We start from the raw sequence: 15,829 nt of genomic DNA on the forward strand, positions 1-15,829 counted from the left end.
CGGGGGCGCAGTCGCCAGAAGGGGTTGCGTAAGGGTTGTGCCTTTTGTGCCGGATGAGGGGACGCCCTCAGGGGTGCGGCGAACTGCGCGACCAGCCACACACGGCCCCGCGGCCGCGAGACAATGGAAAGCACCCTTCCGAGGGCGCCCGCGCCCTTTGCCGGAGAACCTGGCATTGTGGAGGGAGGGAACGTTCTCGGGGCCTGACCCGTTGAACCCCCCGGAGGGACTCGCAAGGAGGGTGGCGCATGACGTACGACCGGCTGGTGTGCGCGAACTGTGCCGCGCCCGTGAGTGAGGGTCGCTGCCCTGTGTGCCGGGCGAATCGCCAGCGGCTTCAGCAGGAGAACCCGTGGGCGGGCCTGAACCCCATGACGCTGATCGCCCTGCTGGCAGTGCTGATCGCGGCGGTGGCCCTGCTGGCGCACCAGACCGCATAGGGCACCGCACACACCGTACGCGGACATGACGAGGGGCCCGGAGCGAAGCACGCTCCGGGCCCCTCGGCCCTGCGACGTCAGTCACACGGTGTTGACGATCGGCTACCGTCAGGCAGCCGCACCGCCACGGCCACCGGCGAGGCGCGGCAGCACGCGGAAGCCGATGCCACCGGCGATCATGGTGGCGGCGCCGACCAGCAGGAACGTGGTCTGCGCGGCACCGGTCTCGGCGAGCTCGTCGCCGCCGCCCTGGGCGGAGGTGCTGGCGCCGGTGCTGTCGGTGCCGGTCTCGGTCAGGGAGGAGGAACCCTCCTCCTGGGTGGAGGCGCCACCGTCGGGGTCGGTGTTGTTGCCCCCGCCGTTGTTCCCGTTCCCGTTGCCGTTGCCGTTGCCGTTCCCATTGCCGTTCCCGTTACCCGGGTCGGTCGGGTCGGTGGTCGGGTCCTCGGTGGGCTCCTGCGGCTCGGTCGGCTCGACCGTCGGGTCCGTCGGGTCCGTGGGGACGTCGGTCGGGACATCCGTCGGAATGTCCGTCGGGATGTCCGTCGGGATGTCCGTCGGCTCGTCGGTGGGCGGGTCGGTCGGCTCGTCGTCGCCGATGCAGAGGCCGAGGATGCAGTCCTCCGCCTCCGCGGCAGAAGCGGCACCCGCAGCGGTCAGCGAGGCACCGGCCGCGATCACGGCGCCGGCCGCGAGGCGCGCTATACGGATCCGCGTCTTGTTGGTCATGTGGTTGCTACCCCCAGTAGCCGAATCGTCAGTGAGGCAGCGCTCAGGGGCCGGCTGTGATCGACGGGGGTAGCAGAACAAGAGCCCCCCGGTTCACATGCGCCCCAGAGATACGCATGCCACGCTTTACCCTTCCCATTTTTCAAGGGATCGTCAAGGCCGTTGCGCGCGCGATGTCCAAGTACGGGCTCTTTGCCAGGGGTTGGAAGCTGTGAGTGTGATGTAAAACCCAGACATGCAGGAACAGAAAAGGCAACTACCGCCGGGACGGCGGCAGTTGCCTTGTCGACAAACTTACTTCTCCTGCTGCTTGCGCCAGCGAATTCCGGCTTCGAGGAAACCGTCGATCTCACCGTTGAAAACGGCCTCGGGGTTACCGACCTCGAACTCCGTGCGCAGATCCTTGACCATCTGGTACGGGTGCAGCACGTACGACCGCATCTGGTTTCCCCAAGAGCTGCCGCCGTCGCCCTTGAGCGCGTCCATCTTGGCCCGCTCCTCCTGGCGCTGCCGCTCGAGGAGCTTGGCCTGGAGCACGTTCATCGCGGTGGCCTTGTTCTGGATCTGAGACCGCTCGTTCTGGCAGGAGACGACGATGCCGGTGGGGAGGTGGGTGAGCCGCACCGCGGAGTCGGTGGTGTTCACGCCCTGGCCGCCGGGGCCCGAGGACCGGTACACGTCCACGCGGAGCTCGGACTCGTCGATCTCGATGTGGTCGGTCTGCTCGACCACGGGAAGGATCTCGACGCCCGCGAAGGAGGTCTGGCGCCGGCCCTGGTTGTCGAAGGGCGAGATGCGCACGAGCCGGTGGGTGCCCTGCTCGACCGAGAGGGTGCCGTAGGCGTACGGCACCTGCACGGCGAAGGTGGTCGACTTGATGCCGGCCTCTTCGGCGTACGACGTCTCGTAGACCTCGGTCTTGTAGCCCTTCTGCTCCGCCCAGCGCAGGTACATCCGCTGGAGCTTCTCGGCGAAGTCGGCGGCGTCGACACCGCCCGCCTCGGCGCGGATGTTGACGAGCGCCTCACGGGAGTCGTACTCACCGCTGAGCAGCGTGCGGACCTCCATCTCGTCCAGTGCCTTGCGGACGGACGTGAGCTCGGACTCGGCCTCGGCACGGGTGTCCGGGTCGTCCTCCTCCTCGGCCATCTCGAAGAGCACGGCGAGATCGTCGATCCGCCCCCGCAGCGCCTCGGCCTTCCTGACCTCGGCCTGCAGGTGGCTCAGCTTGCTGGTGATCTTCTGCGCCTCGTCCGGGTTGTCCCACAGGGACGGCGCGGCCGCCTGCTCCTCGAGCACGGCGATGTCTGCCCTCAGCTTGTCGAGGTCCAGAACGGCCTCGATCGACTCCATGGTCGAGGAGAGGGACTTGAGCTCTTCGGATACATCGACGACTGCCACGCCTCCAGCGTAACGGCTCCGCCAAGCGGCGAGGTCCGGGTGCCGTCGGCGGCCGGAACATCCGGGGCAACCGGGCGGTGCGCCCCGGAGCAGGTCACGGATTCGCCGGAGCCGAGTTGTTCGTGTCCTGCGGGGTCGCCCCGGCGTCGTCGTCCGACGTCGCCAGCCACGCACCCACACCCGCCGCGGCCACCAGCGCCACCGCCGCCGCCCCCAGGGCCACCCGGCGTCGCCGTGCCACCGCCCGGTGGCGGGCCGAGCCAGGACGCGGGGCGCCCGTCGCCCTCGGCACCCGGGCCGTGCCGCGGGCGCCGCCGGCCAGCTCGTCGGGCGCCGGCACCCTCATCGACGTATGCGTGTCCCGGTTGGAGTCGGCCGGCTTCGCGCCCGGCACGAGCGGCACCGCGCCGCGCCGCCGGACCCGCTCGCCCTGCGGGGCGGCCTCCTCGGCGGCCGGAGCCTCGTCCTCCGCCGGCTCCGCGTCGGGCTCGTCCACGTCCAGCGGGGGCATCCCGACGACCAGCGGCAGCAGCTCCCGCAGCCGCGTGCCCAGTTCCGAGGCCCGCAGCCGGGAGGCCGGCGCCTTCGCCAGGCACTGCACGATGAGCTGCCACAGCTCGTCGGGGATGCCGGGCAGCGGCGCCACCGTCTCCGTGACATGGCGGCGCAGCACCGCGCCCGGGTGGCCGCCGCCGAACGGCGTGAAGCCCGCCAGCAGCTCGTAAAGGACCGTGGCGAGTGCGTAGATGTCGACGGCGGCGCGGGGCGGCAGGCCCTCGACGATCTCCGGAGCCAGGTAGTCCGGGGTGCCGATGATCTTCGTCGCGCGGGTACGGCGGGGCGAGTCGATGAGTTTCGCCACACCGAAGTCGGTCAGCAGGGCCGGGTGGGAGCCGCCCGGTCCGAGCGGGCCCTGCATGTCCAGCAGGACGTTCTCCGGTTTGACGTCCCGGTGCACGACGCCGGCCGCGTGCGCCGCGGCCAGCCCGTCCGCGATGTCCGCGACGATCGCCACCGCGGCCTCCGGCGCGAGGCGGCGGTCCCGGTCGAGGCGGGTGCGCAGGTCGGTGCCGCGGACCAGGTCCATGACGAGCGCGAGGTCGTTGCCGTCGACGACCAGGTCGCGTACGGAGACGACGTTCGGATGCTCCAGTCCGAGCAGCGCAGTGCGCTCCTGCACGAAGCGTCCGACGAGTTCCTGGTCGGACGCGAGATCCTCGCGCAGCAGCTTGATGGCGACGGGCCCCTCGGGGCCCTCGCCCAGCCACACCGTGCCGGCGCTGCCCCGCCCCAGGATCTGGTTGGCGGTGTACCGGCTGCCGATCTTCCGTGCCAAGACTGCTCCTACCGACGCGTGTTGTCGCTAAAACTACGCGTCCGAAGAGCCAACCTTCACTCCCGAGGCGGAAATCACCCGCCAGATGTCGACTTATAACCAAACTGGCCGACGCCGGTCAGTTGGTGCCCGAGCCTCCGCCCGAGCTGCCGCCCAGCTCGCCGATCCAGCCGGTCACCGTGTTGAACCAGTCGGAGAGCTGGGCCCAGTAGCTCTTGCCGGTGCCGATCCACTCCTGCAACGGGCTCAGCTCCCAGACCAGCCAGCCCGCGACGAACAGGATGACGATCGTGAACAGGCAGCCCTTGAGGCAGCCCAGGCCGGGGATCCGCATCGGGTTGGCGCTGCGCTGGCGCGGCTGACGAGGCTCGCGCGGCGGACGCTGCGACTCCGGCGGAGGCGGCGGCGGGGCGTACCGCTGGGGCTGCTGCTGCGGCTGACGCGGCGGGGCGTACGGCTGCGGCTGGTGCTGCTGAGGATGGCCGTAACCGCCCTGCTGCCCGCGCTGCGGCGGGCGCTGCGGGGGCTGCTGCTGCGGGCGGGCCACCTGGCGCTGGGGGCGGCGGCGCAGCGGGTCCTGGTTGGGGTCGAGGTACTGGACCTGCGTCTGTTCGTTGCGGTCCCGGGCGGCGCGGAGCTGGTTCTGCCAGGGGTGCGGGTCCTCGGGGCCGGGTCCGCCCTGCGGCATCGGCGGCATGACGGCCGTGGGGTCGGCGGCACCGGGGCCGCCTGTGTGCGGCAGGACGGCCGTGGGGTCGGCCGCGCCGGGGGCGCCGGTGTGCGGCAGGACGTTGGTCGCGGCGTTCGGGTCGAACGAGCCGGCGCCGTGCGGCAGCACCTGCGTGGGGTCGGCCGAGCCGGGCACGGTGGCAGGGGCCGGGTCCGGGGCGAGCAGCGCGGCGACGCCCTCGGCGGCGGCGATCTGCGCGGAGTTCGCGTGCACGCCGATGCCCTCGGCGACGACGCGCAGGCCGCGGGCGAGGTTCTCGGCGCTGGGCCGTTCGTCGGGGTTCTTGCGCAGGCAGCGTTCTATGACGGTCCACAGCGGGTCGGGGACCGTGGACGGGCGGCGCGGCTCGGCGCTCAGGTGCTGGTGCAGGACCTCCAGGGCGGAGCCGCCGCCGAACGGCGGGCGCCCGGTGACCAGCTCGTACATGAGGATGCCGGCGCCGTAGATGTCGACGGCGGAGGTCTGCGGGCGGCCCTCGGCGGACTCGGGCGCGACGTACGCGGGCGTGCCGACGAATTCATGGGTGCGGGTCAGACCCGGGGAGTCGGCGAGGCGGGCGATGCCGAAGTCGGTCAGCAGCGGGTGCATCTGACCGCCGTCCTGCCGGAGCAGGACGTTGGCGGGCTTCAGGTCGCGGTGGACGACGCCGTCGGCGTGGCTCGCGGCCAGCGCGTCGGCGATCTGGGCCGTGAGCAGGGACGCTGCGACCGGGGTGAAGGGGCCGTTCTCGCGCAGGTAGCGGTGCAGGTCGGGGCCCTCGACGAGGTCCATGACCAGGGCCAGCAGCTCGCCCTCGACGACCAGGTCACGGACCCGGACGATGTTGGGGTGGGTCAGCCTGAGCAGGACGGACCGCTCGCGCAGGAACCGCATGACGATGTCCGCGTCACTGGCGAGCTCCTCCTTGAGCACCTTGATCGCGACCGTCTCGCCGGGCTGCCCCGGCACGGCCGCCTCGGCACCCGCGGTCTCCCGCTGGCGGGCTCGCCAGACGGTCCCCGTGGCGCCGCGACCCAGCGGCTCCTCGAGGATGTACTTGCTGCCTACCGGCCGCACGTCGCGCTCCCTGCTGCTTGCCTACGTTCCGACCCACTGTAGTGCCGTGCCCCCGGGCACCGGCCTGTCGTCATTCTGTGCGTCTTACGTACGGCATCCCGTACATGTTCGAAGGAAAGACGCTCGGCTCAGTCTCGTGGTTGCCGCAAGCAGACGTGACTGATCTCAAGCGATCGCCCACAGGTCAACTGTCAGGCACTTTTGCGGGCAGAGCCGACCAATCAAGATCACTTGCCTTCGGGCGGGGGGCGCGTTGTCAGTGGCAGGTGCGAGGATGCGTGGAGTACTGGCCGATGTGCTCGTGTGGGGTGGGGAGATCCATCAGACGGGCCCTGGTCCGCGCCCGCGTAGAAGGGACCGCTGACGCCGATGCAGATCCGGCTGACCGTCGTAGACCCGCTGGCCCCGCCTTCTGCCAGGCTCTCGGCTTCGTCCGAGCAGGGGGGACCCCCATCGGCGCGCGGCCGCGCCGCGAGCTGCGACGTACTGGTCACGGCACCGGCCGGCACCGCCCTGGCCGCGGTGGCATCGGCGCTCGCCTCGTCGGTGGCCGGCGACACGGGCACCTCCCGCGGTGGGGGCACCTCCCGCGCGGGCGGATTCGACGGTGGCGCGGAGACCGAGCGCGGCGGCGGTCCGGTCGTGCTGTACGCGGGCGCGGAGCGGCTCGACGACCGGCGCAGTACCCTCGGCGAGCCCCCGCTGACGGACGGCGCGGTGCTGTCCCTGGGCGCCCCGGCGGCCCCCGAACCCCACCCCGAGCTGGACGACGCCCCGACCCAGCTCCATGTCGTGGCGGGCCCGGACGCGGGCGGCGTCCATCTGCTGCACGGCGGCGAGATCCGCATCGGCCGCTCCGCGGACGCCGACGTCCCGCTCGACGACCCGGACGTCTCCCGGCTGCACTGCGCGGTCACGGTCGCCGCCGACGGCCGGGTCTCGGTCGCCGACCTCGGCTCCACGAACGGCACCACGCTGGACGGCGCCCGTCTGACCACCCGCCCGGTGCGGTTCGCACCGGGCGCCCTGCTGCGGATCGGCGAGTCGGCCCTGCGGCTGACCCCGGCCGGCGGTCCGGGCGCGCGGGTGCGGACGGAGCCGGACGGGGAGGGGCATGTGCGCGTCCCCGGCGGGGGCGACGGCCATGCGGGCGCCCGGCCGCCGCTGCCCGCCGACCCGGCTGTGCGCCACGCACGCGTGGCGGACGGCGGCGATCCGGCCGCGCAGGAACACGATCCCGTCGAACCGCCCATCGTCCCGGTCCAGGGCGGCGCACCGCGGATCGAACGGCACGGCGGAGCCGGCAGGACGGTCCCGGGACCGCGCGGCGGTGACACCCACGGCGCGGGCTTCGGTCCGGGCGCATTCGGCGGCGAAGCCGCCGGTGACCCCGGCCTCGCCTCCGATTCGGCTGCTACGGCCGCGCTCGCCGAGGGCGCGGCGGCCGGCAGCACCCGTAAAGGCACCCCGCTGCGCGGCACCGACGTTCCGCAGGGCGTGCGCAGGCGGGGCGGGCTCACGGCGTGGGCGCGGCGGCTGGCCGGCGGGCGAGCGGAGCACGGGGCGGCGCGGGACGGGGCGTACGACGATGACGAGCCGGTGGAGGAGCCCGGGCGGCCCGCGGCTGCCGACGGCCCCCGGCAGCCGGAGACCTGGCCGGACCCGGCATCGCTGCTGCTGACGGCCCTGGGCCCCGGTCCCCGGCTGTGGGAGCGCTCACCCGATCACGCGGAGGCGCTCACGGTGCGGCTCGGCACGGCCGACCGGACGGCACCCGACGGCTCGGGGCTGCTGCCCGCGGTGCCGGTGACCGCCGATCTGCGGGAGGTCGGGGCACTGGGCCTGGCCGGTCCGCGCGAGCGGCTCGCCGGGCTGGCCCGCGCGGTGCTCGCCCAGCTCGCCGCACTGCACGCGCCCGGCGCCCTGGAAGTGGTCCTGCTCAGCGTGGACCGCGCCCGCCCCCTGGAGGAGCGCACCGCCGAGTGGGCATGGCTGGGCTGGCTCCCGCATGTCCGCCCCGGGCACGGCCAGGACTGCCGTCTGCTGCTGGCCTACGACCGCGAACAGGCGACGGCCCGTACGGAGGAGCTGCTGCGGCGGCTGGAGGACATGACGGCGCAGACGGCGACGCGGGGCGGCACCGCGGTCACGGCCGCCCGCCGGAGCGACGCGGCCGTGGCGGACGGCCAGGTCCCCGGCCGGCGTGGCGCACGCCGGCCCTCGTGGGCACGGGAGGACGACCCGGCCGATGTGACGGACGGGTTCGCGGGGCCGTACACCGTGGTCGTCGTGGACGGCGATCCCGGCGGCGCCGATGTGCGCGAGGCGGTGGCACGGCTGGCGCTGGAGGGGCCGCGGGCCGGGATACACGTCGTGTGCCTCGCGGAGACGGCTTCGGCGTCGCCCGCGTCGCCGGTGACGGAGACGTACGAGGCGGCGTGCACGGTGTCGCCGGCGTTCCGGGAGTGCGGTGCGGTCGCGCTGCTCAGTGGTGATGTGGCGACGGCGCTGCGGCTGATGCGGGTGGCGCGGGGCGGGGCCGGCGCACAGGGCGCCGTCGACCGCGAGCAGGTGAACGACGGCACGGACCGGGACGGCACCACCCAGCAGCACGACCCGTCCGGCGCCGCCCGCGGTCCCGTCGGGCACGGCACCGTCGCCGCGGTGGACGCCGTATCGCTGCCCTGGGCGGAGCGGTTCGCGCGGGCACTGGCGCCGTTGCGCACGGAGGGCGGCTTCGGGGAGCGGCACGCGCGCGTGTCCGTGCCGTTGCCCCAGGCGGCGCGGCTGCTCGACGAGTTGGGGCTGGCGCGCGCCACGCCCGCGTCGCTGATGGCGCGGTGGGCCGACGCGGCCGACGACCCCCAGGCCCTCGGCGGCCGCGCGTGTGCCGTGCTCGGGGCCGGGCCGCGCGGCCCGGTCGGCGCGGACCTCGGCGCGGACGGGCCGCATCTGCTGATCGAGGGACCGCCCGGCAGCGGGCGTACGGAGCTGTTGCGGGCCGTCGTCGCGTCGCTCGCGGCGGCCGAGCGGCCGGACCGGCTGGGCGTCGTGCTGATCGACGGCCGGGACAGCGTCGGCGCGGGTGGCGGGCACGGCGACGGGCTGCGGGCGTGCACCGACATACCGCATGTCACCACCCACCTGACCGCCAACGACCCCGTCCGGATGCGGGAGTTCGCCCAGTCGCTGAGCGCCGAGCTGAAGCGGCGGGCCGAACTGCTCGGGCGGTCCGACTTCGCCGAGTGGCACACGGGGCGCGCGCTGTCGGGCCGGATGGTCACGCAGCGCGCGGCGGCGGGAGCCGGCAGCGGTGCAGGTGACCACACCGGGGACCTGGACAGCCCGCCCAGTTCCACGATGCGGCTGCGGCCGGGAGCGGGGCGCCGGCAGGCCGAGGCGGTGCCGCCGCTGCCCCGGCTCGTGGTGGTCGTGGACGACCTGGACGCCCTGGTCTCTCCCGCGTTGGGCTCGCCGGGCAGACCGGCGGCCGGCTCGGTGATACGCGCGCTGGAGGCCGTGGCCCGCGAGGGCGAGCGGCTCGGCGTGCATCTGGTGGCCGCCACGGCGGTCGGCGGGCGTACGGCGGAGTCGGAGCCGGCCCGTCGGGCGACCCTGCGGGTGACGCTGGACGCGGTGGCCGCGGGGCCTGACGAACCGGCGCCGGGGCGCGGTCGGTTGGCCTGGGCGGACGGACGGGTGATGCCGTTCCAGGGCGGCCGGGTCACCGGACGCATTCCGCGGACGGCGACGCTGCGGCCGACGGTGGTGCCGTTGGAGTGGCACCGGATGGGTGATCCGCCGGCCCGGCGTCAGGTGCGGGAGCTGGGGAACGGTCCTACGGATCTGGCGTTGCTGGCCAGTGCGGTGGAGCGGGCGGCGCGGGAGGTCTCGGCGACCGAGGTGCCGTCACTCCTGTAACGCCACCCGGCGCGTTTCGGCCCGTCCCGCGTCCGAGGACGGGCAGCAGGGTGCCTGGTCACGAGGCGGTCACGATCGCCCACTTGACAGCGGACGCAGTCTTGCCGCCCCCCATGGCAGGGCGTAGACCAGATCGCACGGGACAGCGCTCGAACGTTCGACGAGGCACGAAGAACGGGGCAGTGATGCGCAGCACGAGCAGCAAGAACCGGACACACAGGGCCGCCAGGGCCGCGGCAGCCGTCTTCGCGGGCGCCCTCGCACTCTCCCTCACCGCGTGCGGTGGCAGCGACAAGGACAACGGCAACGAACAGGGCGGCTCCGGCGAGGAGTCCGCAAGCACCGTCACCCTTCCCAAGCTGAACGGCGAATCCCTCGAGGTCGCCGCCGTATGGACCGGTGCCGAGCAGGAGAACTTCAAGAAGGTCCTCGCGGAGTTCGAGAAGCGCACCGGCGCCAAGGTCACCTTCGTGCCCGCGCAGGACCCGATCATCAACTTCCTCGGCTCGAAGGTCGCGGGCGGCCAGCCGCCGGACATCGCGATGCTTCCGCAGCCCGGCGCCATAAAGCAGGCCGTGGACAAGAAGTGGGCCAAGCCGCTCGGCGCCGACGCGGTCAAGGAGTTGCAGCAGAACTACTCGCCGGGCTGGCAGGAGATCGGCAAGGTCGACAACAAGCAGTACGGCGTCTACTACAAGGCCGCCAACAAGTCCCTGATCTGGTACAACGCCAAGGTCTTCGAGAACGCGGGCGCCGCCGAGCCCAAGACGTGGGACGAACTGCTCACCACCGCGCAGACCGTCTACGACTCCGGTGTCACACCGTTCTCCGTGGGCGGCGCGGAGGGCTGGACCCTCACCGACTGGTTCGAGAACATCTACCTCTCCCAGGCGGGTCCCGAGAAGTACGACCAGTTGGCCAAGCACGAGATCAAGTGGACCGACGCGTCCGTGAAGGACGCGCTCACCACGCTCGCCCAGGTGTGGGGCAAGAAGGACTATGTGGCGGGCGGCGCAAGCGGCGCGCTCCAGACGGACTTCCCGGCCTCCGTCACCCAGGTCTTCACCGGTGGCGACCAGCCGAAGGCCGCCATGGTCTACGAGGGCGACTTCGCGCAGGTCAACATCACGCAGGCGAAGGCGGCGGTCGGCACGGACGCCAAGGTCTTCCCGTTCCCGACCGTCGGTGACACCGCGCCGGTCGTCTCCGGCGGCGACGCGGCCGTCATCCTCCAGGACTCCGAGGCGGCGCAGGCCCTGGCCACCTTCCTCGCCTCTCCGGACGCGGCGACCATCCAGGCGAAGCTCGGCGGCTATCTCTCGCCGAACAAGAACGTGGAGAACTCGGCGTATCCGAACCCGGTGCAGCAGAAGATCGCCAAGGCGCTCATCGACTCCGGTGACGACTTCCGCTTCGACATGTCGGACCAGGCCCCGCAGGCCTTCGGCGGCACCCCGGGCAAGGGCGAGTGGAAGGCGCTCCAGGACTTCCTGAAGAAGCCCTCGGACATCGCTGGCACCCAGCAGAAGCTGGAGGCCGACGCGGCCGCGGCGTACGGAAACTGACGCCATGGCTTCCGCGGAAGCGGCCGGGGGCACCGCGCCCCCTGCCGCACCCAAGTCGCGCAAGAGCGTGACCGGCACCCGCAGGACGGTTGCGGCGCTCTTCCTGCTGCCCGCCCTGGTGCTGCTCGGCGCGCTCGTGGTGTACCCGATCGGGTACTCGGTGATCCGCAGCTTCTACGACCAGTCCGGCGGCGGCTTCGCCGGATTCGACAACTACGAGGCCCTGTTCACGGACGACGGCATCCGCACCGCCCTGAAGAACAACGTCGTCTGGGTGGTGTTCGCCCCGACCGTCGCGACCGCGCTCGGTCTGATCTTCGCGGTGCTGACCGAACGGGTGCGCTGGGGCACGGCGTTCAAGCTGGTCGTCTTCATGCCGATGGCGATCTCGATGCTGGCCGCCGGCATCATCTTCCGGCTCGTCTACGACCAGGACCCGGACAAGGGCGTCGCGAACGCGGTGTGGGTGGGCGTCCACGACACCTTCGCGCAGGCGTCCGCGTTCCCGAAGGCCCACCCGGGCCGCGAGTCGCCCCTCGAAGCGGCGCCGGGCGGCGGTTTCATCACCAAGGCCACCGTCAGCGCCGGCACCCCGGTCACCCTGCCCCTGGTCGGCGTCGCCCCCGACGGGATGCCGGACGACGCGGGCAAGGCCGTTCAGGCCGAGGCGGAGCCGGGGAAGGTCACCGGCACCACCTGGCAGGACTTCACCCGCGGCAAGGGCGTCGGCACGCTCGGCGGAGTCGACGCGGCCGAGCTGGGCTATGCCGGGATGAAGATCGAGGCCGTCAAGGACGGCAAGGTCGTGGCCTCCACGAAGGCGGCCGGCGACGGCACGTTCACGCTGCCGGCCGCGGCCGACGGGGCCCGGCTCAAGCTCCCTGCGGACAACTTCAAGGAGCCGTACAACGGCCTGGACTGGCTCGGCCCGTCCCTCGTCACACCTTCCATCATCGGGTCGTACATCTGGATGTGGGCCGGTTTCGCGATGGTGCTGATCGCGGCCGGGCTCGCGGGCATCCCGCGCGATCTGCTGGAGGCGGCCCGGGTCGACGGAGCCAACGAGTGGCAGGTGTTCCGCAAGATCACGGTGCCGCTGCTGGCGCCCGTCCTCGCGGTCGTCACCGTCACCCTGATGATCAACGTGCTGAAGGTCTTCGACCTGGTCTTCATCATCGCCCCGGGCTCCTCCCAGGACGACGCGAACGTCCTCGCGCTGGAGCTGTACCGCAAGGGCTTCTCCGAGGACCAGCCGGGCATCGCGAGCGCGATCTCGGTGTTCCTGCTGCTGCTGGTGATCCCGGTGATGTGGTTCAACATCCGTAGGTTGCGACGGGAGGTGCGGCGATGAGTGAGGAGTCCCTGGGCTCCCGGCTGGCCTCCTTCGTCAGCGGCGGGCTGGTGCGGGTAGTCCTGATCCTCGTCGGCCTGTTCTGGCTGGTCCCGACGATCGGGCTGCTGATCTCCTCGCTGCGGCCGCCGGAGGAGATGACGGCGAGCGGCTGGTGGCAGGTCTTCAGCAAGCCCTCGCAACTCACCTTCGAGAGCTACGACAAGCTGCTGGGCAACAGCGACATCACCGACTCGATCCTCAACACCGTGCTGATCACGGTCCCGGCGACGGTCCTCGTCGTCATCATCGGCGCGCTCGCGGGATACGCGTTCGCGTGGATGGAGTTCCCGGGCCGCGACTGGTGGTTCCTCGGCGTGGTCGGCCTGTTGGTGGTGCCGGTGCAGGTGGCGCTGATCCCGATCGCCGAACTCTTCGGCAACATCGGCATCTTCGGCTCCCTGATCGGCGTGATCCTCTTCCACGTCGGCTTCGGACTGCCGTTCGCGGTGTTCCTGCTGCGGAACTTCTTCGCGGAGATCCCGCGGGAGCTGCTGGAGGCGGCCCGGCTGGACGGCGCCGGTGAACTGCGGCTGTTCTTCCGCGTCGTGATGCCGCTCGGCGGTCCGGCGATCGCCGCGCTCGGCATCTTCCAGTTCCTGTGGGTGTGGAACGACATGCTGGTCGCGCTGATCTTCACGGACGCCGACAGCCAGCCGATCACGGTCGCGTTGCAGACCCAGGTACGGCAGTTCGGCAACAACGTCGACGTCCTGGCGCCCGGCGCGTTCATCTCCATGGTGATCCCGCTGGTCGTGTTCTTCGCGTTCCAGCGGCAGTTCGTGTCCGGCGTGATGGCGGGCGCGGTCAAGTAGCGGCGCGGGCAACACCCTTGAGGAGGCGGGCCGGGGTACCGGCCCGCCCTCCGGCGTTCACCGAGCGGTCCCCCGTATGCCGTAGGACCCGTAACCAAGTCACTCCATTGGCCGTTCCCGGGCCGAACGCCCGCACCGATCGATGGATGTCCCTTGCCCAGGTTCAGTGTCATTGTCCCCGTGTACAAGGTGCAGGCGTACCTGCACGAGTGCCTGGAATCGGTGCTCACACAGTCGTACCCCGATCTGGAACTGATCGCCGTCGACGACTGCTCGCCGGACGCCTGCGGCGCGATCATCGACGAGTTCGCGGACCGCGACCCGCGCGTACGCCCGGTGCACCTGAAGCAGAACCAGGGCCTCGGGGCCGCCCGCAACGCCGGTATGGCCGAGGCGAGGGGCGACTACCTGATCTTCCTGGACAGCGACGACAGCCTCACCCCCGACAGCCTGCTCACCATCGCCGACCGGCTGAAGGAGACCGGTGAGCCGGACGTCCTGGTGTACGACTACGCGCGCACCTACTGGACCGGCGAGACGGTCCGCAACCAGGCCGCCGGCCGGCTCTGCGAAGAGGGCCCGGCACCCTTCCGGCTGGCGGACCGCCCGGGCCTGCTGCGGCTGCTGATGGTCGCCTGGAACAAGGCGTACCGGCGGGAGTTCGTCGAGGCGGAGGGCTTCGCCTTCCCGCCCGGCTACTACGAGGACACGCCCTGGACCTACCCGGTCCTGATGACGGCGGAGTCGATCGCGACCCTGGACCGGGTGTGCGTGCACTACCGGCAGCGGCGCCGGGGCGGCATCCTCGGCACGGTCAGCCCGCGGCACTTCGACATCTTCGAGCAGTACGACCGGGTCTTCGCGTACGTGGCCGACCGCCCCGAACTCGCCTGCTGGCGGCCGCTGTTGTTCCGGCGGATGGTGGACCACCTGGTCGTGGTGTTCGCCCGCCGCGACCGCCTCCCGCGCCGCAGCCGGGCCGCGTTCCTGCGCAGGGCGCGTACCTACTACCGGCGTTACCACGCCCCGGGAGTCCCCGTCACGGCGCGCACCCGCGTCCACTGCACGCTCGTCCGCCTGGGCCTGCACCGCACCTACCGCGCCCTGCAGCTCACGGCGTCGCTGCTGCGCCGCACCGCCAAGGTCACCGGCCGGTTGCTGAAGCGCCTGCGCTCCGGCGCCCTGCGCCTGCACTACCGCGTCCAGCGCCTCCTGCCGGTGCGTGCCGACCTGGCCGTCTTCGCCGCGGACGGCGTCCGTGGGCACGGCTGCCATCCGGGCGCCCTGGAGCAGGCGTTCCGCGCGCACGCCCCGCACATCCGCACGGCCTGGATCGCCGACGCCGGGCAGCAGGGTTCCGTTCCGTCCGGCACCCGCGTGCTGCGCCCCGGCACGGCCGCCTACTGGACGGCCCTCGCCCGCTCCAAGTACCTCGTGCACAACGCCGGCTTCGACCGCGGCCTGGTCAAGCGCGCCGGGCAGGTCATGGTGCAGACCCAGCGGGGCACCCCGCTCAAGCACATGGGCCTGGACCTGCGCGAACGCCCGGCGGCGGCCGGCGGCGAGACGGACGTCGACGAGCTCCTCGACGACGTCGACAAGTGGGACTACGTCCTGTCGGGCAACCGCCACTCCACCCTGGTCTGGGAGCGCGTCCACCCGGGCACATACACCACCCTCGAATACGGCAGCCCGCGCAACGACGTCTTCCAGCAGGCCACTTCCGCGGACGTGACCCGCATCCGCGAGCAGCTCGGCATCCCCGAGGGCGCGGTGGTGATCCTCTACGCCCCCACGCACCGCGACTACCGCCGCACCCAGACCGTCTCCCTCGACCTGCACCGCGTCGCGCTCCGCCTGGGCCCGCGCTACGTCATCCTGGCCCGCGCCCACCACCGCCACGGCGGCCCGCTCGTCGAGAACCCGTCCGCCCGCGTCATCGACGTCACCGGCCACCCGAGCGTCGAGGAGCTGTGCCTGGCCTCGGACGCGCTGGTCACGGACTACTCGTCGATCATGTTCGACTACGCCAACCTGGACCGGCCGATCGTGATCCACGCCGACGACCGGGAGGCGTACGAGGCGGCCCGCGGTACCTACTTCGACCTGTGCTCCTTCCCGCCGGGCGCGATCTCGCGCGGCGAGGACGAGCTGATCGACATCTTCGCCACCGGCCACTGGCGCGGCTCGCGCTCCGCCCAGCTCAGGGCGGCGTTCCGCGAGCGCTTCTGCCCCTACGACGACGGACGCGCCGCCGAGCGGGTCGTCCGCCATGTGGCGCTGGGCGAGCCGGACCGGCCCGCGGTGGTGCCGCTCGACAAGCGCCATCCCGTGCCGTCGCCGGCCGCGTCGCTCACGCACACCCCGGTGGCGACCGTGCCGCAACCCGCGAGGCCGGTGGCCGTCACCGAGAGCCGCTGAACGGCGTTCTCACTGAAGAGGAGTT

At 72.2% G+C, this 15,829-nt stretch carries 10 protein-coding genes; 6 read left to right on the forward strand and 4 right to left on the reverse strand.

The window, feature by feature from the left end; genetic code table 11:
- Positions 1–248: 248 nt before the first annotated feature.
- Complete coding sequence (locus tag ACZ69Q_RS26575) at positions 249–440, forward strand: hypothetical protein (protein WP_471046266.1); 192 nt, start codon at positions 249–251, stop codon at positions 438–440.
- Positions 441–548: 108 nt separating this feature from the next.
- On the opposite strand, the gene ACZ69Q_RS26580 is transcribed toward ACZ69Q_RS26575, so the two are convergent.
- From ACZ69Q_RS26580 to ACZ69Q_RS26595, 4 genes are all read right to left on the reverse strand, one after another.
- Positions 549–1,169, reverse strand: a complete 621-nt coding sequence (locus ACZ69Q_RS26580; RefSeq protein ID WP_471046268.1) for an LPXTG cell wall anchor domain-containing protein — start codon at positions 1,167–1,169, stop codon at positions 549–551.
- A 294-nt stretch (positions 1,170–1,463) separates the two neighbouring features.
- Positions 1,464–2,570, reverse strand: a complete 1,107-nt coding sequence (prfB, locus tag ACZ69Q_RS26585; protein WP_471046269.1) for a peptide chain release factor 2 — start codon at positions 2,568–2,570, stop codon at positions 1,464–1,466.
- Between the two features lie 94 nt (positions 2,571–2,664).
- The gene (locus tag ACZ69Q_RS26590) at positions 2,665–3,906 is read right to left on the reverse strand and encodes a serine/threonine-protein kinase (RefSeq protein ID WP_471046271.1); all 1,242 of its coding nucleotides are present in this window, start codon (positions 3,904–3,906) and stop codon (positions 2,665–2,667) included.
- A 118-nt stretch (positions 3,907–4,024) separates the two neighbouring features.
- Positions 4,025–5,692, reverse strand: a complete 1,668-nt coding sequence (locus tag ACZ69Q_RS26595; protein WP_471046273.1) for a protein kinase domain-containing protein — start codon at positions 5,690–5,692, stop codon at positions 4,025–4,027.
- 369 nt (positions 5,693–6,061) lie between these two features.
- On the opposite strand from ACZ69Q_RS26595, the gene ACZ69Q_RS26600 reads away from it, so the two are divergent.
- The 5 genes from ACZ69Q_RS26600 (at position 6,062) to ACZ69Q_RS26620 (ending at position 15,804) form a co-directional block, all read left to right on the forward strand.
- On the forward strand, positions 6,062–9,613 hold the full coding sequence (locus tag ACZ69Q_RS26600; protein WP_471046275.1) for an FHA domain-containing protein: 3,552 nt from the start codon (positions 6,062–6,064) through the stop codon (positions 9,611–9,613).
- 185 nt (positions 9,614–9,798) lie between these two features.
- Positions 9,799–11,178 (forward strand): ABC transporter substrate-binding protein, encoded by a 1,380-nt coding sequence (locus tag ACZ69Q_RS26605; RefSeq protein ID WP_471046277.1) that lies wholly within the window; start codon positions 9,799–9,801, stop codon positions 11,176–11,178.
- Positions 11,179–11,245: 67 nt separating this feature from the next.
- Positions 11,246–12,529 (forward strand): carbohydrate ABC transporter permease, encoded by a 1,284-nt coding sequence (locus ACZ69Q_RS26610; protein WP_471046362.1) that lies wholly within the window; start codon positions 11,246–11,248, stop codon positions 12,527–12,529.
- Complete coding sequence (locus tag ACZ69Q_RS26615; RefSeq protein ID WP_471046279.1) at positions 12,526–13,383, forward strand: carbohydrate ABC transporter permease; 858 nt, start codon at positions 12,526–12,528, stop codon at positions 13,381–13,383. Before ACZ69Q_RS26610 ends, ACZ69Q_RS26615 begins: the two co-directional genes overlap by 4 nt.
- A gap of 153 nt (positions 13,384–13,536) precedes the next feature.
- Positions 13,537–15,804 carry a bifunctional glycosyltransferase/CDP-glycerol:glycerophosphate glycerophosphotransferase gene (locus tag ACZ69Q_RS26620; RefSeq protein WP_471046280.1) on the forward strand — a complete coding sequence of 756 codons (2,268 nt, stop codon included), beginning with the start codon at positions 13,537–13,539 and terminating at the stop codon, positions 15,802–15,804.
- Positions 15,805–15,829 lie beyond the last annotated feature (25 nt).

The organism is Streptomyces sp. NPDC036764, from assembly GCF_055609385.1.